Here is a 17,361-nt window from a genome sequence, read left to right on the forward strand (position 1 = left end):
TCGATCCTAGTCGCCGGTGAGGCGCCAGCCGCGTTCACGGAGCGCCGCGGTGAGCGGTGCGGCCGCGGCCGGCAGCACGGCGACCTCGGCGAGCCCGAACGGCTGGCCCAGACCGTGGTCGATCCGCAGCTCCTCGAGGTTGACCCCGGCGTCCCCGACATCGGTGAGCAGCCGCGCGAGCGCACCGGGCTCGTCCGGGACGATGACCTCGACCAGGGCGTACGGGGTCGGCGGTGCCCCGTGCTTGCCCGGGACGAGCGCCCGCCCGACGTTGCCGGCCTCGAGCACCCCGGCGAGGACCGCCCGGGTTCCCGGCGCCGCAGCGCTCGACGGAGCCGGTCCGGCGGTCTCGAGCGCCCGCAGCGCGGCGATGACGCGGTCGAGGTCGTCCCGGAGCGACTCGAGGACGCCTGCGACGGCCGGGGCGTTGCCGGCGAGGATCTGGGTCCACAGCACGGGGTCGGACGCGGCTATCCGGGTCACGTCGCGCACGCCCTGCCCGGCCAGACCGAGCGCCTCGGGCGCGACCGAGGCGAGGCGACCCGCGACGAGGGTGGAGGCGACCTGGGGCACGTGCGAGACGACCGCCACGGCCGCGTCGTGCTCGTCCGGTCCCATCTCGACGACGGCGGCGCCGGTGCCGGCCGCGAGAGAGCGCACCGCGCCGACCGCTGCGGGGTCGCTCGCCGGATGCGGGCTGACGACCCACGCGCGACCGTCGAAGAGGTCGGCCCGGGCCGCGATCGCGCCGGATCGTTCGCGGCCGGCCATCGGGTGGGAGCCGACGTAGCGGGCGAGCTGGTCCTCCGCGCCCGAGTCGGCGAGGCCCGCACGCACGGCTCGCAGGACCGCGCCCTTGACCGAGGCGACGTCCGTGACGACCGCCTGCGGCCACTGGCCGAGGGCGCGGACGACCACGTCCGGCGTGACGTCCGGCGGCGTGGCGACGACGACGACCTCGGGGACGGCGCTCGTCGCGTCGGCCAGCTCCCCCGCGCCGAGGTCGCGCGCGAGGGCGGCCGCCGTCGGCGAGGTGTCGGCGAGGGTGACCTCGTGACCGGCCCGGCGCAGGGCGAGCCCGGTGCTGGCGCCGAGCAGGCCGGCGCCGATGACGTGGACGCGGGTCACAGCCCGGCCGCCGAGTGCAGCGCCCCGACCTCGTCCCGGCTGAGCGCCCGCCAGCGACCCTGGCGGGTGTCCCCCAGCCGGATCGGGCCGACCTGGGTGCGGACGAGACTGAGGACGGGGTGGCCGACCTCGTCGAGCATGCGACGGACGATGTGGTTGCGGCCCTCGTGCAGGACGATCTCCAGCAGCGCCTTGCCCGGCCGGGAGTCGACGACCTTGAACGAGTCCACCTGCACCGGGCCGTCGTCGAGCTCCACGCCCTCGCGCAGCCGTCGACCGAGGTCCTTCGGGATCGGGCCGCGGACTTCGGCGAGGTAGGTCTTGAGCACCCCGTACTGGGGGTGCTGGAGCCGGTGGGCGAGCTCGCCGTCGTTGGTCAGGAGGAGCAGCCCCTCCGTCTCCGCGTCGAGCCGGCCGACGTGGAAGAGCCGCTCCGGGCGGGACTCGAGGTAGTCACCGATGCACGGCCGACCGAGCTCGTCGCTCATCGTCGTCACGACGCCCGCGGGCTTGTTGAACGCGAGGTAGACCTTCGACTCGTCGAGCTGGACCCGGACCCCGTCGACGTGCACGGTGCGCCGCGAGGGGTCGATGCGCACGCCGAGCTCGGTGACGACCTGGCCGTCGACCTCCACCCGACCCTGGCTGATGAGCTCCTCGCAGGCGCGGCGGGAGCCGACACCGGCCGACGCGAGGACCTTCTGCAGTCGCTCGCCGTCGGGGTCGTGCACGTCGACCGTCGGCCCCTGCGCGCGCTCGCGGGGCGGATGGGTGGGCTGATCCGCCCGGGTCTTGGCGATCGGACGCCGCGGGCCGGTCGGCCGGCCCCGCCCGCCGGCGGCACGTCCCGATCCGCCGCCTGCGCGCCCGCCGGATGCGTGCCCACCGGATCCGCGCCCGCCGGATCCGCGCCCGCCGGATCCGCGCCCGCCGGATCCACGGCCGCCGCCACGCGCCGCGGGGCTCACGACCGCACCGCCGCGAGCTCGTCGATCGCCTCGGGATCGGGCAGGTGCGGGGCGATCGGCGGGAGCTCGTCGAGGTCGTTCAGGCCCATGCGCTCGAGGAAGTACGGGGTCGTCCCGTAGAGGATCGCCCCGCCCTCCCCGTCGTGCCCGCACTCCTCGATGAGGCCGCGGGTGAGCAGGGTCCGCACGACCCCGTCGACGTTGACGCCTCGCACCGCGCCGATGCGCGAGCGGGAGATCGGCTGCCGGTAGGCGACGACGGCGAGCGTCTCGAGGGCCGCCTGCGTCAGGCGGGCGGTCTGACCACCGACGACGAACCGCTCGACCACGTGGGCGTAGTCGGCGCGCGAGTAGAACCGCCACCCGCCCCCGGCCTCGCGCAGGCAGAACCCGCGGTGCGCCGCGGCGTACTCGTCCTCGAGGCCGCGCAGGTGGGCGCGCACCTCCTCGACGGGCATCTCCAGGGCGGCTGCGAGGTCGACGTCCGCGATCGGCTCCTCGACGACCATGAGCACCGCCTCGAGCGCCCCGCGAGCGCCTCCGGGCGTCGCGTGGACGTCGAGGGCGAGCGGGGCGGCCCCGCCTGCTTCGTCGCTCGTGGGCTGGTCGGTCACGACCATCACCTCTCCTCTTCTGCGGCTGGGCCATCGTGCTGGGCGTCGCCCTCGTCGAACTCCTGACCGACGTCGACCGTGCCGTCGTCCGGCCCGGTCCACGTGACGTCGATGTCGCCGAGGGGCTCCGGCTGGGCGACGTCGACCGCGCGGTCACGGAACAGCTCGAGGACCGCGAGGAACCGGGCGACGATGACGAGGGTCGAGTCGGCGTCCGCGACGAGGGTGCGGAACGAGGCCGTGCCCGCTCGCCGCAGCCGCTGCGTGATGATCACGGCCTGCTCGCGGACGCTGACGGCGGGAGCGTGCAGGTGCCCCAGACCCACGGTCGGCGGTTCCTTGGGCGTCATCGCCCGGGCGGCGATCATCGCCAGCTGGTCCGGCGTGACGTGGAGGACGAGCTCGGGCAGGAGCGCGGCGAAGCGGGCCTCGAGCCCCGCCAGCCGCGGGGTCGAGAGCGCGGTGGTCTCTAGCCGCTCCTGCATGAGCGCTGCGACGTCCTTGAAGGCGCGGTACTGCAGGAGCCGGGCGAAGAGCAGGTCGCGCGCCTCGAGGAGCGCGATGTCCTCGTCGTCCTCGACGGAGGCCGTCGGCAGCAGGCGGGCGGCCTTGAGGTCGAGGAGGGTCGCCGCGACGAGGAGGAACTCGCTCGTCTGCGACAGGTCCTCCTCGGCCTCGCTCTCCCGCATCGCCCGCAGGTGGGCGATGAACTCGTCCGTGACCGTGGCGAGGGCGACCTCGGTGATGTCGAGCTCGTGCTTGCCGATGAGCCCCAGCAGCAGGTCGAAGGGCCCCTCGAAGTTCTCGAGGTGGACCTCGAAGACCGACGGGGCGGCACGACGGGTGAGGACCCCGCCGGGGACGGCCGGTGCCTCCGTGGTCAGGGCGCGCCGCCGCGGGAGATGAGCTCGCGGGCGAGCTGTCGGTAGGCGTTCGCACCCTGGTGCGCCGAGGCGTAGGAGGTGATCGGCTCTGCGGCCAGGGTCGCGTCGGGGAACTTCACCGTCCGGCTGATCACCGTGTGGAAGACGGTCTCGCCGAAGTGGCCGACGACGCTCTGGACGACCTCGCGGCTGTGGAGGGTGCGCCCGTCGAACATCGTGGCGAGGATCCCGTCGATCTGCAGCCGCGGGTTGAGCCGGTCGACGATCTTCTCGATCGTCTCGACGAGGAGCGCGACACCGCGCATCGCGAAGTACTCGGTCTCCAGCGGGATGATCACCCCGTGCGCCGCCGTGAGGGCGTTGACGGTGAGCAGACCCAGGGACGGCTGGCAGTCGACGAGGATGACGTCGTAGTCGTCGAGGACGGGTCGCAGCACGCGCGCGAGGATCTGCTCACGGGCCACCTCGCCGACGAGCTGGACCTCCGCCGCGGACAGGTCGATGTTCGCGGGCACGACGTCGAGGTTCTCGGTCGCGGTCTTCTGGATGACGTCGCGGATGTCGTGGCCGCGCTCGACCAGGAGGGTGTAGATCGTCGTGTCGAGCTGGTGGGTCGGGACGCCGAGCCCGACCGAGAGGGCGCCCTGCGGGTCGAAGTCGACGAGCAGGACCCGACGGCCGTACTCGGCCAGCGCGGCACCGAGGTTGATGGTCGTCGTCGTCTTGCCGACGCCGCCCTTCTGGTTGCACATCGCGATGATCCGCGCCGGGCCGTGCGAGCTCAGCGGCGGCGGCTCGGGGAAGTCGGGCAGCGGGCGGCCGGTCGGGCCCGGGCGTCCGGCGGCGACGATCTCCGCCTCGGTCTGGCCGTGGGGTCGCGCGACGTCGACGAGCGGGAGCGTGCGGCCGTCGTCCCCCGAGCCGTCGGCGGGCGGGTTCAGCTCGGTCGACACGTCGTCGGTCCTCCGGTTCTCGGTGCAGCGATCGGCATCGCGCGGATCAACCGACATTATCCACCTCCGACCTGACGCAGGCGGTCACCGCGCCCGCGGATGGGCCTGCGCGTACACCTCGCGCAGCTGCTGGGCCGTGACGAGCGTGTAGATCTGGGTCGTCGTCACGGAGGCGTGCCCGAGCAGCTCCTGGACCACGCGGACGTCCGCGCCGCCCTCGAGCAGATGGGTGGCGAAGGAGTGCCGCAGCGTGTGCGGGCTGACGTGTCCGGACAGACCGGCACGATCGGCGGCGGCGCCGATGAGCGCCCAGGCGCTCTGCCGGGAGAGCCTCCCCCCGCGCTGGTTGAGGAACAGCGCCGGGGTGCTCCGGCTCGAGAGCGCCGGACGCCCCCGCACGAGCCAGGCGCCGAGCGCGGCGCTGGCGTACGAACCGACGGGGACCAGTCGCTGCTTGTCCCCCTTCCCCGTCACCCGGACCACGGGCGGGCCGGTGTCGTGACCGCCGTCGAGCACCCCGGCGACGTCGTCAACGTCGAGACCGACCGCCTCGGAGATCCGCAGGCCGCAGCCGTAGAGGACCTCCAGCAGCGCCCGGTCCCGCAGCGACACGGGTGTGTCGCCGACGCTCGCGGCGTCGAGCAGGCGCTCGACCTCGGGGAGCGAGATCGCCTTCGGCAGGCTGAGCCCGGACCCGGGAGGCGTGACCGCCGCGGCCGGGTCGTCGCTCGTCACACCCTCGAGCGCGAGGAAGGCGTGCAGCCGGCGCACGGCGACGAGGGTGCGCGACGCCGAGCTCGCGGCGAGCGGGCGGTGGTCCGCGTCACCCTCCCGCAGGTGGCGCAGGAACGCCGTGACGTCGTCCCGCCCGACCCCGGTCGGGTCGTCGATGCCGCGGCCGGCGAGGAACTCGACCCACCGCCGCGCGTCCCGGCGGTAGGCGGCAAGGGGGTTCTCGGACAGGCCGCGCTCGACCCGCAGATGGCTGGTCCACGCACCGACGGCCCGGTCCATCGGGGTGGACCGGGCCGTGCGGGGCGTGTCGGGGCCGCTCAGGCGAGGACCTCGGACAGCGGGCGGTGCTCCATGCCGAACGCCTCCGCCACGGGGCCGCAGACGACCTCGCCGGCGTGCGTGTTCAGCCCGAGCGCCAGGGCCGGGTCCTCCCGCAGCGCCTGCTCCCAGCCGGTGTCCGCGAGCCGGACCGCGTACGGGAGCGTCGCGTTCGTCAGGGCCCACGTCGACGTGTTCGGCACGGCGCCCGGCATGTTCGCGACGCAGTAGTACGTCGAGTCGTGCACCGTGAAGGTCGGGTCGGCGTGCGTCGTCGGGCGGCTGTTCTCGAAGCACCCACCCTGGTCGATCGCGACGTCGACGAGGACCGACCCCGGCTTCATCTGGGCGACCATCTCGTCGGTGACGAGCTTGGGGGCCTTCGCACCGGGGATGAGGACCGTGCCGATGACCATGTCGGCCTGGAGGACCTGCTCCCGCACGGAGAGCGCGGACGAGGCGATCTGGTGGACCCGGTTGTCCCAGCGCCAGAAGCTCTGCCGCAGCTTCTCGAGGTCGGTGTCGAGCAGCGTGACGTCCGCGCCCATGCCGAGCGCGATGTTCGCGGCGTTCTGCCCGGCCACACCGGCACCGAGGACGACGACCTTGGCGTTCGCCACGCCGCCGACACCACCCATGAGGACGCCGCGGCCACCGGCAGCCTTGTGCAGCGCCTGCGCACCGACCTGGGGCGCGAGGCAGCCAGCGACCTCCGACATCGGGTACAGCAGCGGGAGGAGCCCCGAGGGCAGCCGGACCGTCTCGTAGGCGATCGCCGTCACCTTCGTCTCGACGAGCCGCCGGGTCAGCGGCTCGTCCGCCGCGAGGTGGAGGTAGGTGAAGAGGGTCAGGCCCTCCCGGAGGCGGTGGTACTCCTCCGCGACGGGCTCCTTGACCTTGAGGACCATGTCGGCCTCGCCCCAGACGTCGTCCGCGGAGTCGATGATCCGCGCGCCCTGGGCGGCGAACTCGTCGTCGGGTATCGCCGAGCCGAGACCCGCTCCCTTCTCGATGACCACGTCGTGCCCGTGGTCGACGAGCTCACGCACGCCCACCGGGGTGATGGCCACCCGGTACTCGTGGTTCTTGATCTCGCGAGGGATTCCGACCTTCACGTTCGACCGTCCTTGTCTGACATCGTGTCGAGGACCCAGCTGTCATCGACGTGACGCCGCTCACAGCGTCGTGCGGAGTGTAGACCCGGACAGGGAGACGAGATCCTCATGAAACCGTATGCGGACATTCCCGCGCGCCGCGGCGCCCAGATGGCCGGGGATCTCCTCGTCGGTGCGTGGTGCCTGGCCTGGGCGTGGGTCGGCACCGTGGTCCACCGGGCGACGATGCGGTTGGCGGCTCCTGGGCACCGGCTCGAGGAGGCCGGTCGTGACTTCCGGGGTCGGATGGACGGCGCCGGGAGCCAGGTGGACGACCTGCCGATCCTCGACGACCGGGTCGCCGGGCCCTTCCGGGAGGCCGCTGGCGCCGGGACCTCCATCGAGACCGCCGGGCACGACCTCGTCGTCGCCGTCGAACGGCTGGCGCTCCTGCTCGGGCTGACGACCGCGCTGCTGCCGATCCTCGTCGTCGGCGGCTGGTGGCTCCTGCGCCGGGTGCGCTTCGCCCGGCTCGCGGGAGCCTCGCAGCGCCTCGTCGACGGCGCGCCGGACCTCGACCTGTTCGCGCTGCGGGCCATGGCGAACCAGCCGCTGCCGCGCCTTGCCGCGATCACCGACGACCCGGCCGGCGCGTGGCGGGCCGGGGATGCCCGCGTCATCCGCGAGCTCGCGCTCCTCGAGCTGAGGACGGTCGGCCTGCGCCCCCCGCCCTCGGCCTAGCCGGCCGCGACCACCCGCGGGTGGAGGTCCTCCGCCGGGCAGACCCACGAGCCGGCCTCGGCGTCGAGCTGGTCGCCCGTGCGGATGTCCTTGACCTGGTCTGACCCGTCATCGCCCGCCCCGACGAACCACACGAAGGGGATCCCGCGCCGCTCGGCGAAGCGGATCTGCTTGCCGAACCTCGCCGCCGTCGGCGCCACCTCGCACGGGATCCCGCGGGCACGCAGGGCGGTCGCGACGGCCTGGCTGCTCGCTCGTCCGTCCTCGTCCGTCACCGCCACGAGGACGGCGGAGGGGGTCGAGCGGGTCGCGGTGACCAGCCCCTGCCCGAGGAGCAGGCCGAGCAGTCGGCCGAGACCGATCGAGATCCCCACGCCGGGGTAGGTCGTCCGGCCGTCGCTCGCGAGCTCGTCGTAGCGGCCGCCCGAGCAGAACGAGCCCCACGACTCGTACCCCGCCAGCTGCGTCTCGTAGACGGTCCCCGTGTAGTAGTCGAGCCCCCGCGCGATCCGCAGGTCGGCCACCATCGCGCCCGGGGCGTTCTCCAGCCCGGTGGTGATGACCGCCGCGAGGGCGGCCAGCCCCTGCTCGAGGACGGGGTGGTCGACACCGAGCTCCCGGACACGGTCGACGAAGGACGCATCGGGTGTGCGGATCGCCGCGAGGTCGAGGCACTGCTGCGCCTGCTGCGGGGTGCGCCCTGCCTCGACGAGCAGGCCGGCGACCTTCTCCGGACCGATCTTGTCGAGCTTGTCGACGATCCGCAGGGTGCCGGCGACGTCGTCGATCCCGATGCCGCGGTAGAAGCCCTCGGGGATCTTCCGGTTGTTCACCTGGATCGTCATCGGGGCGGGCAGCGGGAGCCGCCGGAAGATCTCGGCCACGACGAGGGGCATCTCGGCCTCGAAGTGCGGCGCCAGCTCGCCGACGTCCACGACGTCGATGTCCGCCTGGTAGAACTCGCGGTACCGGCCCTCCTGGGGTCGCTCGCCACGCCACACCTTCTGGATCTGGTGGCGTCGGAACGGGAACGACAGCCGCCCGGCGTTCTCGAGCACGTACCGCGCGAACGGGACCGTGAGGTCGAAGTGCAGGCCGAGCTGCGGCTCCTTCGCGTCCTCCTCCCCAGCCGCGAGCCGGCTGATGCCGTAGATCTCCTTGTCGGCGTCACCGCCCTTGCCCAGCAGCCGGTCGACCGGCTCGACGGCGCGCGTCTCGATCGAGGGGTAGCCGTGGAGCTCGAAGGTCTCGCGGATGACGTCGATGAAGTGCTGCTCGACGATCCGCTCCGCCGGGAGCAGCTCGGGGAAGCCCGAGATCGGCAGGACCTTCGTCGGTCGGGGGCGCTGGTCGGTCACGCGAGTCCTCGCAGGTAGGGGTTGGTCGTGCGCTCGGCGGCGATCGTCGTCGCCGGGCCGTGGCCGGGAAGGACGAGGGTCGAGTCCGGCCGGGGCAGGACGACGTCGCGCAGCGACCGCTGCATCGCCTCGGCGGAGCCACCCGGCAGGTCGGTCCGCCCGATGGACCCGGCGAAGAGGACGTCGCCGCTGATGAGCGTGCGGTCGACGCCCGCCTCGTCGGGGACGCCGTCGGGCACCCGGTCGAGCGCGAACATCGCCGACCCCTCGGTGTGGCCGGGGGCGTGGAGGACCTCGACCTCGATCCCCGCGACGGTCAGGGTCTGCCCGTCGGCGAGCTCGACGACGTCCTCGGGCTCGCGCCACGACGCCCGCCGCCCGAACTGCTGCTCGAACATGCCCAGCAGGCCGGCGTCCAGACCGCCGAGCGGGTCGACCAGCCGGTAGCGGTCGGCCTCGTGGATGTGCGCCGCCACGGAGCCACCGCACACCGGGGTGACCGAGTACACGTGATCGACGTGGCCGTGGGTGAGGAGGACCGCCGCCGGGCGCAGCCGGTGCTGGTCGAGGACCTCGCGCAGGGTCTCCTCCACCCCGATGCCCGGGTCGACGACGACGCACTCCTCCCCCTCGTCGGGGGCCAGGACGTAGCAGTTGGTCCCGAACGCGGCGGCGGGGAAGGCGACGGTGAGCACCGCCGAAGACTACCGATCACCGCCCCGGGCCCCCGAAGTCGATATCGTCGACCCCACCCGCGCGCCGATCCGGCACGGGGACGTGGACCACCGACGACGAAGGCGTGACCGTGAGCGAGCAGAACCCCCCGGCCGGCGAGGCCGCACCGACCCCGACGCCGGCCCCGCGGCCGGGACCGGTGCCCTCCCCCGCAGCCCTCGCGCGGCCTCGCCCGCGGCCGGCTGCCGCGCCGGTCGTCGCTCACGCCCCGTCGGACAGCGCCCGCTTCGGGCGGGTCGCGGAGGACGGGACGGTCTTTGTCAGCGAGGGCGAGAGCGAGCGGGCCGTCGGCTCCTACCCCGGCGCCTCGGCCGAGGACGCCCTCCAGTACTTCGCGCGCAAGTACGACGAGCTCTACGCGTCGGCAGACCTCCTGCAGCGGCGCGCCTCCTCCCCCGAGGTGACGGCCAAGGAGCTCCAGGACGGCCTGAAGAAGCTCAAGGAGCAGACGGTCGAGCCGAACATCGTCGGGGACCTGGGGCGGTTGCGGGAGGTCGTCGAGAGGATCGAGACCGCTGTCGCGCAGAAGCGGAAGACCGAGTCCGCCGCCAGGGCGCAGGCCAAGGCCGAGGCGACGACGGCCCGTGAGGCTCTCGTGGCGGAGGCCGAGACGATCGCGGCGCAGCCCGAGCAGTCGATCCAGTGGAAGCAGAGCAGCGGACGGATGCGCGAGCTGCTCGAGGAGTGGAAGAACCACCAGCGCTCGGGCGCTCGGCTCGACAAGGACGTCGAGGCGAAGCTGTGGGAGCGGTTCGCCCGCGCCCGCAACGGCTTCGACAAGATGCGCAAGGCCCACTTCGCCCAGCTCGAGGAGACCCGCGGCGCGGCGAAGGCCGAGAAGGAGGCGCTCGTCGCCGAGGCCGAGAAGCTCTCGACGAGCACGGACTGGGGCACGACGGCGGGCGCGTTCAAGCGGCTCATGGACCAGTGGCGCCGCGCCGGCCGCGCCTCACGGTCCGACGACGACGCCCTGTGGGAGCGCTTCCGCGCCGCGCAGGACGCGTTCTTCGAGGCCAAGGACCGCGTCGCCGCCGAGGAGGACGAGTCCTACCGCCCCAACCTCGAGGTGAAGGAAGCCCTCCTGGCGGAGGCGCAGAAGATCCTGCCCGTGTCCGACGTCGAGCGGGCGAAGGCGCAGCTGCGGACGATCCAGGACCGGTGGGAGAAGGCCGGCAAGGTCCCGCGCGCGGACGTCGAGCGCACGGAGGGCGCGCTGCGGAAGATCGAGAGCGCCGTCCGCGAGGCGGAGGACGCCCGGTGGTCGAAGAGCAACCCCGAGGCGGCCGCCCGGGCGAGCTCGATGGTCACCCAGCTCGAGGCGTCCCTTGCCAAGACCCGCGAGGACCTCGAGGAGGCGCGCGCCAAGGGCCGCGCGAAGAAGGTTGCCGACCTCGAGGAGAAGATCCGCACCCAGGAGGCGTGGCTGGCGCAGGCCCGGACGAGCCTGTCCGACTTCGCCTGACGCTCAGTCGGCCCGTCCGGCCCCCGTGCCGATCCGGGACGGGCTGCGTCGGCCGGTGACCCGGTAGGCGTCGAAGACCGCGTCGACCCGCCGGACCGACCGGATGACGTGGTCCAGGTGCGTCGCGTCACCCATCTCGAACGTGAAGTTGGAGACGGCGACGCGGTCCCGTGAGGTGTGGACCCGGGCCTCGAGGATGTTCACCCCCGCCTCGGAGAGGGCGCGGGTGATGTCCGACAGCAGCCCGGCGCGGTCGAGCGCCTCCACCTGGAGCTGGACGAGGAAGACGCTGCCGCCCTGGGACGAGGTCCACGACACCTCGGTGATGCGGTCCGGCTCCGAACGCAGGGAGTCCGCGTTCGTGCAGTCGGTGCGGTGCACGGAGACCCCGTTGCCGCGGGTGATGTAGCCCATGATCGAGTCCCCCGGCACGGGGGTGCAGCAGCGCGCGAGCTTGACCAGCACGTCGTCCATCCCGCGGACGGTCACCCCGGGGTCGCCGTCGCGAGGCCGGCGCGGCTCGGCGCGCGGGATCGTGGCCTCGGCGAGGTCCTCGGTCGCGCCGGCCTCTCCCCCGGCGACGGCGACGAGCCGCTCCACGACGTGCTGCGGCGAGACGTGGTTCTCGCCCATCGCTGCGTAGAGCGACTCGATGTCCTTCAGGCCGAGGTCGCCGGCGACGGCGGTGAGCGACTCGACCGTCGTCAGGCGCTGCAGCGGGAGGTTCTTCTGGCGCATCGCCCGCGCCAGCCCGTCCTTGCCCGCCTCGACCATCTCCTCCCGGCGTTCCTTGGTGAACCACTGGCGGATCTTGTTCCGCGCCCGGGGCGACCGCACGATGTCGAGCCAGTCCCGGCTCGGACCCGCGCCCTCGGCCCGCGAGGTGAGCACCTCGACGGCGTCGCCGTTCTCCAGGGGGCGGTCGAGGGCGACGAGCCGGCCGTTGACCCGCGCCCCGACGCAGTGGTGGCCGACCTCCGTGTGGACGGCGTAGGCGAAGTCGATCGGGGTGGAGCCGGCAGGCAGGGCGATGACCTCGCCCTTGGGCGTGAAGACGAACACCTCGCCGGCGTTCATCTCGAACCGCAGGGAGTCGAGGAACTCCCCCGGGTCGGCCGTCTCCTTCTGCCAGTCGAGCAGCTGGCGCAGCCACACCATGTCGTTCGCCGGGGTGTCCCCGCCCCCGGAACGGTTCGCGGACGTCCCGCGGTCCTCCTTGTACTTCCAGTGCGCGGCGACGCCGTACTCCGCCCGGCGGTGCATGAGGTGGGTGCGGATCTGGATCTCCACGGGCTTGCCCTGCGGGCCGACGACCGTCGTGTGCAGCGACTGGTACATGTTGAACTTCGGCATCGCGATGTAGTCCTTGAACCGCCCGGGCAAGGGGTTCCACCGCGCGTGGAGGGCGCCGAGCACCGCGTAGCAGTCGCGCACCGTGTCGACGAGGACCCGCACCGCGACGAGGTCGTAGATCTCGTCGAAGTCCCGACCGCCGACGATCATCTTCTGGTACACGGAGTAGTAGTGCTTGGGGCGTCCGGTGACCACCGCCTTGATCTTCGCGTCGCGCAGGTCCGCCGAGACCTGCTCCCGCACGATCGCGAGGTACTCCTCCCGCGCCGGCGTCCGGTCGGCGACGAGCCGGACGATCTCGTCGTAGACGCCCGGGTAGAGCGTGGCGAACGACAGGTCCTCCAGCTCCCACTTGATCGTGTTCATGCCGAGGCGATGGGCCAGCGGCGCGTAGATCTCGAGCGTCTCCTTCGCCTTCCGCTCGGCCGACGAGGAGGAGACGTGCTTCCACGTCCGGGCGTTGTGAAGGCGGTCGGCGAGCTTGATGACGAGGACGCGGATGTCGCGGGCCATCGCCACGACCATCTTCCGGACCGTCTCGGCCTGGGCGGACTCCCCGTAGGTGACCTTGTCGAGCTTCGTCACGCCGTCGACGAGCTTGGCGATCTCCGGCCCGAAGTCGGCCTCGAGCTGGGCCAAGGAGTAGTCGGTGTCCTCGACGGTGTCGTGCAGGAGCGCGGCGGCGATCGTCGTCGAGGTCATGCCGAGCTCGGCGAGGATCTGCGCGACGGCGAGCGGGTGCGTGATGTAGGGGTCGCCCGACTTGCGGGTCTGACCCTCGTGGCAGCGGGCTGCCACCTCGTAGGCGCGCAGCACGAGCGCGGTGTTGGCACGCGGGTGGGTGCGGCGCAGGGTCTGCAGCAGCGGGTCGAGGACTGCGGTCGACGTGCGTCCGCCACTGAGTCGCGCGAGCCGGCCACGAACGAGCCCCCGCGCGGAGAAACCGTGCGTCGGGGTGCTGGCCGGCTCGTTCATGGACAGATGCTAGACCGTGCCCATCGCGCTCAGACCGACAGGACCGCCCGCACGTCGCGGGTGCCCAGGGCCGCGCGCCCGCCGAGCTCCTGGAGCTCGATGACGACCTCGAGGGCGACGACGTGCGCCCCGACCGACTCGAGCAGGTCCCACGCCGCGGCCGCCGTGCCGCCGGTCGCCAGCAGGTCGTCGACGAGGACGACGCGGCGCCCGCGCGCCGGGGTGTCCGCCGGGACCTCGATCTCGGCCGTCCCGTACTCCAGGCCGTAGGCCCGCCCGACGACGTCCCCGGGCAGCTTGCCCGCCTTGCGGACGGGGACGAACCCGACACCCAGCTCGTGCGCGAGCGCTGCACCGAGGACGAACCCCCGCGCCTCGATCCCGGCGACGATCTCCGCGTCCCGGTGGCGCCCGGCGAGGTTCTCGACGAGAGCCCGCATCGTCGCCCCGTCGGCCAGCAGCGGCGTGATGTCCTTGAACAGGATGCCCGGCTTCGGGAAGTCCGGCACGTCCCTCACGAGTGCCGCGACGCGGTCGGCGAGATGGCTGTCCGTCACCGTCAGTCCGTCCGTCGGTTGGTGCGGGCACGGCGCGGCGCGGGAGCCTCCTGGGCCCACCGGTGGACCTTGCGACCGGTGAGGGTCGCGTCCTCGTCCGCCCCGGCCAGCGGCGCCTGCCGGGTCGCCTCGTCCGGCCCGGCGGCCGACGAGGCGTTCTCGCCGACGGCGACGGAGGCCGCCGCGGGTGCGACACCCCGGCGCTCGGCGCGCGACACCGTCTCCACGCGCTCCCGCACGGGGTCGGCCGCCCGACCGTCGACCTCGAGCGCCGCCTCCCGCGCTGCGACCTGCTGCCGGAGCGCGACCACCTTCGGGTCGCGGGCGCGGAGCATCGCCAAGATCGGGGTGGCCAGGAAGATCGACGAGTACGCGCCGACCGCCATGCCGATGAAGAGGGCCAGCGAGAGGTCGAGGAGCGTGCCGGGCCCGATCCGCGCGAAGCCGACGGCGAGGACGGCGGCGATCGGCAGGAGGGCGACGACGGTCGTGTTGATCGACCGGACGATGGTCTGGTTGACGGCGTGGTTCGCCGCCTCGTCGTAGGTCCGCCGCCCCGTGGCGAAGGCGGCGGTCGTGTTCTCCCGCACCTTGTCGAAGACGACGACGGTGTCGTACAGGCTGTACCCGAGGACGGTGAGGAAGCCGATCATCGTCGCCGGCGACACCTCGAATCCGCTGAGCGCATAGATCCCGACGGTGGCGACCATGTCGTGCAGCAGCGCGACGAGCGCGGCCACGGCCATCGTCCACGTGCGGAAGTACAGCCCCATGACGAGCGCGACGAGGATGACGAAGACGACGAGCGCCCGCAACGCCTGCTTGCTCACGGAGGCGCCCCACGACGGTCCGATGAAGTTCGTCGTCACCTCGGTGCTGCCGAACTCCTTGCCGAGCGCCTGCCCGACCTTCGTGTTCTGCGCCTCGGTGAGCTCCTCCGTCTGCACCCGGATCGTCTCCGCGCCGATCTTCGTCACCTTGGCCGGAGCCCCCGGGACGACGGCACCGACGGCGTCCTGCGCTCGGGACTCGTAATCGGTGAGGTCCTTCGCCTGGCTGACCCGCACCTCCGAGCCGCCGCGGAACTCGAGCCCGAGGTTGAGGCCCCGGACGCCCAGCCCGCTGAGGGCGAGGGCGAGCAGGACCGCCGAGATCGCGAACCACCGGCGCCGACCCCGGATGAAGTCGATCGACCGCTCGCCCGAGTAGAGGGCGTTGCCGAAGTCGTTGAACCGGCTCACAGGGCCGCTCCTTCCGTGCCGGCGGCCGGCGCCGCGGTCGCGCCGTCGCCGGTCCCGGGGGCCGGGCGGAACTGCCCGCGCCCGACGTACCGGGTGGTCCCGGGGCCGAGGGTCGAGGGGTCGAGACCGGACGCCGGGTGCCCGTCGGCGAAGAACTTCCGCTGGGCGAGGAGGGTGACGAGGGGATGGGTGAACATGACGACGACGAGCAGGTCGATGAGGGTCGTCAGCCCCAGGGTGAAGGCGAAGCCCCGGACCCCGCTCGAGGCGAGGAGGTAGAGCACGGCGGCCGCGAGGAAGTTGACGCCGTCGGCCGCGAAGATGGTGCGGCGGGCACGCGACCACGCGGTGTCCACGGCAGAACGGAGGGACCGGCCGTCACGCAGCTCGTCACGGATCCGTTCGAAGTAGACGATGAAGCTGTCGGCCGTGACGCCGATCGCGACGATGAGGCCGGTGATGCCGGCCATGTCGAGCCGGTAGTTGCTCGTCCACCCCAGCAGGGCGATCGCGAGGTACGTCAGGAGCGCCGCGAGGAGCATCGAGCCGACGGTGACGAGCCCGAGCACCCGGTACTGGGCGAGGGAGTAGAGGACGACGAGGACGAGGCCGATGAGACCGGCCCACAGCCCGTAGCGCAGCTGCTCGGACCCGAGGGTCGGGCTGATCGTCGACCGGCCGTCGAGGTCGAAGGAGATCGGCAGGGCGCCGAACTTCAGGGACCGGGCGAGGTCGCGGGCCTCCTGGATGGTGAAGCCGCCCGTGACGCTCGCCTGCCCGTTCGGGATCGGCTCGTTGAAGCCGGGCGCGATGAGCACCTCGCCGTCGAGGACCGTGGCGAGCGCGTTGAGCGGTGCGGGCGCCTGGGACGCGCCGGGCTGGGGCAGCTGCACCATGCGGCGGCTGAGGTCGCGGTACGCAGCCGTCGCGTCGTCGTTGAAGCTGAGCGCGATCTCCGGCTCGTTCGTCGTCTGGCCCTGTTGGTTCGTCCTGAACCCGGCGGAGGCGTCCTTGATCTGGTCGCCGCTGATCGCCACCGGCCCGAGGATGTACTTCATCTCGCCGTCCCGGGAGCACGCCACGATCGCCTTGTCGGAGCTGCCCCGGACGGCCTTCCGGGACGTCTCCTTCGCGCAGTCCAGGGCGACGAACTGCTCGACGACCGCCGGCGTCACCCAGCTGGGGTCGAGCGGGTCGTCCTTCTTCGGCTTCGCCTCGGAGGCCGGGACGGGCGCCGTTCCAGATCCCGTCGACGAGTCCTTCGTCGAGGACGCCTTCGTCGTCGACGGGGAGGTCTCCGCGGGCAGCGGGGCGTGGTTGCCCGCCGCACCGCCGGGCGCGGAGGTCGAGGACGGCCTCTTCGTCGTGGTGGACGAGGTCGAGCCCTTCTTCGCCGAGCCCGAGCCCTCAGCGGGCGACGTGCCCGCCGGCGCGGGCTCGGGCGACCCCGGACCGATGAAGAACACGGGGCGGAACTGCATCTGCGAGCTCGCGCGGATGGCGTCGACGGTGCGCTGGGAAGGGGTACCGGGCATCGTCACGACGATGCTGGAGCCGCCTCGGGTCGTCACCTCTGCACCGGACACGCCCTGGCTGTCGACGCGCTGGACGATGATGTCCCGCGCCTGCTCGATCTGCTGTGCGCTCGGTTCCGCGCCGTCCTCGACCCGCGGCGCGAGAACCATCTCGGTGCCGCCCTCGAGGTCGAGTCCCAGTCGCGGGGTGAGCGTCGCGTCGTTCCAGCGGTGGAGCCCCAGGAGGGCCCCGCCGAGCAGGAGGGTGAGGGCGATCATCGCCGCGAGGGTCCGCTTGGCGCTGGTCGTCGTGCGGGTCGAGGCCACGGGGCGATGCTCCTGACGGGCCGGATCGGCGGGCCGGTGGCCGCGCCTCGGGACGGGTTCAGGCCCGGTGCCCCGGGCCGAGGAGCGAGTCTAGGTCAGACCCGCGCCGGAGGGGTGAACGCCCCGTGGCCCGCGCCGGTTCCGAGGCGGTCGGTCTCAGGCCAGCCCGAGCTCGCCCTGGTGGCCGGGCGGCGGGGACATGCCGAGGTGCTTCCACGCGGCACCCGTGGCCGCCCGCCCGCGAGGCGTGCGCAGGATCAGCCCCTCCCGGACGAGGTACGGCTCGGCGACGGTCTCCACCGTGTCGCTCTCCTCACCCCCGTCTCCTCTACACATCCGGCCCCGCCCCCCAATAGAGCGGCGCCCGTCACAGGGCGACCCCGGACCGCTACAACAAACTCCGA

Annotated in this window: 15 protein-coding genes and 1 pseudogene; 2 read left to right on the forward strand and 14 right to left on the reverse strand. The window is 72.9% G+C overall.

Annotated elements, in window-relative coordinates; genetic code table 11:
- Window positions 1-6 precede the first annotated feature (6 nt).
- From DAA34_RS09415 to ald, 7 genes are all read right to left on the reverse strand, one after another.
- Window positions 7-1,128 carry a prephenate dehydrogenase gene (locus tag DAA34_RS09415; RefSeq protein WP_106818780.1) on the reverse strand — a complete coding sequence of 374 codons (1,122 nt, stop codon included), beginning with the start codon at window positions 1,126-1,128 and terminating at the stop codon, window positions 7-9.
- A complete protein-coding gene (locus DAA34_RS12515; protein ID WP_407657021.1) occupies window positions 1,125-2,096 on the reverse strand; it encodes a pseudouridine synthase in 972 nt (323 codons plus the stop codon). Before DAA34_RS12515 ends, DAA34_RS09415 begins: the two co-directional genes overlap by 4 nt.
- The gene (gene scpB / locus DAA34_RS12520; protein ID WP_407657022.1) at window positions 2,093-2,716 is read right to left on the reverse strand and encodes an SMC-Scp complex subunit ScpB; all 624 of its coding nucleotides are present in this window, start codon (window positions 2,714-2,716) and stop codon (window positions 2,093-2,095) included. The genes DAA34_RS12515 and scpB overlap by 4 nt, the downstream gene beginning before the upstream one ends.
- Complete coding sequence (locus DAA34_RS09425) at window positions 2,716-3,594, reverse strand: segregation and condensation protein A (RefSeq protein ID WP_106818782.1); 879 nt, start codon at window positions 3,592-3,594, stop codon at window positions 2,716-2,718. Before DAA34_RS09425 ends, scpB begins: the two co-directional genes overlap by 1 nt.
- Complete coding sequence (locus tag DAA34_RS09430; protein WP_234354280.1) at window positions 3,591-4,445, reverse strand: ParA family protein; 855 nt, start codon at window positions 4,443-4,445, stop codon at window positions 3,591-3,593. Before DAA34_RS09430 ends, DAA34_RS09425 begins: the two co-directional genes overlap by 4 nt.
- Before the next feature lie 186 nt (window positions 4,446-4,631).
- On the reverse strand, window positions 4,632-5,561 hold the full coding sequence (locus DAA34_RS09435; protein WP_106818786.1) for a site-specific tyrosine recombinase XerD: 930 nt from the start codon (window positions 5,559-5,561) through the stop codon (window positions 4,632-4,634).
- Between the two features lie 38 nt (window positions 5,562-5,599).
- Window positions 5,600-6,715: an alanine dehydrogenase gene (gene ald, locus DAA34_RS09440; RefSeq protein WP_106818788.1), complete on the reverse strand. Its 1,116-nt coding sequence runs from the start codon at window positions 6,713-6,715 to the stop codon at window positions 5,600-5,602.
- A 108-nt stretch (window positions 6,716-6,823) separates the two neighbouring features.
- On the opposite strand from ald, the gene DAA34_RS09445 reads away from it, so the two are divergent.
- Window positions 6,824-7,435, forward strand: coding sequence for a hypothetical protein (locus DAA34_RS09445; RefSeq protein ID WP_106818790.1), 612 nt, complete (start codon window positions 6,824-6,826; stop codon window positions 7,433-7,435).
- Here the strand turns inward: DAA34_RS09445 and hisS are convergent.
- Window positions 7,432-8,793 carry a histidine--tRNA ligase gene (gene hisS, locus DAA34_RS09450; protein WP_106818792.1) on the reverse strand — a complete coding sequence of 454 codons (1,362 nt, stop codon included), beginning with the start codon at window positions 8,791-8,793 and terminating at the stop codon, window positions 7,432-7,434. The genes DAA34_RS09445 and hisS overlap by 4 nt on opposite strands.
- On the reverse strand, window positions 8,790-9,488 hold the full coding sequence (locus DAA34_RS09455; RefSeq protein WP_106818794.1) for an MBL fold metallo-hydrolase: 699 nt from the start codon (window positions 9,486-9,488) through the stop codon (window positions 8,790-8,792). Before DAA34_RS09455 ends, hisS begins: the two co-directional genes overlap by 4 nt.
- Window positions 9,489-9,598: 110 nt before the next feature.
- Here DAA34_RS09455 and DAA34_RS09460 point away from each other — a divergent pair, with 110 nt between their 5' ends.
- Complete coding sequence (locus DAA34_RS09460) at window positions 9,599-10,990, forward strand: DUF349 domain-containing protein (protein ID WP_106820049.1); 1,392 nt, start codon at window positions 9,599-9,601, stop codon at window positions 10,988-10,990.
- 3 nt (window positions 10,991-10,993) lie between these two features.
- On the opposite strand, the gene DAA34_RS09465 is transcribed toward DAA34_RS09460, so the two are convergent.
- The 5 genes and pseudogenes from DAA34_RS09465 to DAA34_RS09485 form a co-directional block, all read right to left on the reverse strand.
- Window positions 10,994-13,318 carry a RelA/SpoT family protein gene (locus DAA34_RS09465; RefSeq protein ID WP_106818796.1) on the reverse strand — a complete coding sequence of 775 codons (2,325 nt, stop codon included), beginning with the start codon at window positions 13,316-13,318 and terminating at the stop codon, window positions 10,994-10,996.
- A gap of 29 nt (window positions 13,319-13,347) precedes the next feature.
- The gene (locus tag DAA34_RS09470; RefSeq protein ID WP_106818798.1) at window positions 13,348-13,875 is read right to left on the reverse strand and encodes an adenine phosphoribosyltransferase; all 528 of its coding nucleotides are present in this window, start codon (window positions 13,873-13,875) and stop codon (window positions 13,348-13,350) included.
- Window positions 13,876-13,877: 2 nt separating this feature from the next.
- Window positions 13,878-15,116, reverse strand: a complete 1,239-nt coding sequence (gene secF, locus DAA34_RS09475; protein WP_106818800.1) for a protein translocase subunit SecF — start codon at window positions 15,114-15,116, stop codon at window positions 13,878-13,880.
- Window positions 15,113-16,957: a protein translocase subunit SecD gene (gene secD / locus DAA34_RS09480; protein WP_234354195.1), complete on the reverse strand. Its 1,845-nt coding sequence runs from the start codon at window positions 16,955-16,957 to the stop codon at window positions 15,113-15,115. Before secD ends, secF begins: the two co-directional genes overlap by 4 nt.
- Before the next feature lie 156 nt (window positions 16,958-17,113).
- Window positions 17,114-17,275 (reverse strand): annotated as a pseudogene (locus tag DAA34_RS09485) (Holliday junction DNA helicase RuvB C-terminal domain-containing protein); the annotation flags it as partial.
- Between the last annotated feature and the right edge of the window lie 86 nt (window positions 17,276-17,361).

It is taken from the genome of Janibacter massiliensis (assembly GCF_900289115.1).
Lineage (GTDB): Bacteria > Actinomycetota > Actinomycetes > Actinomycetales > Dermatophilaceae > Janibacter_A > Janibacter_A massiliensis.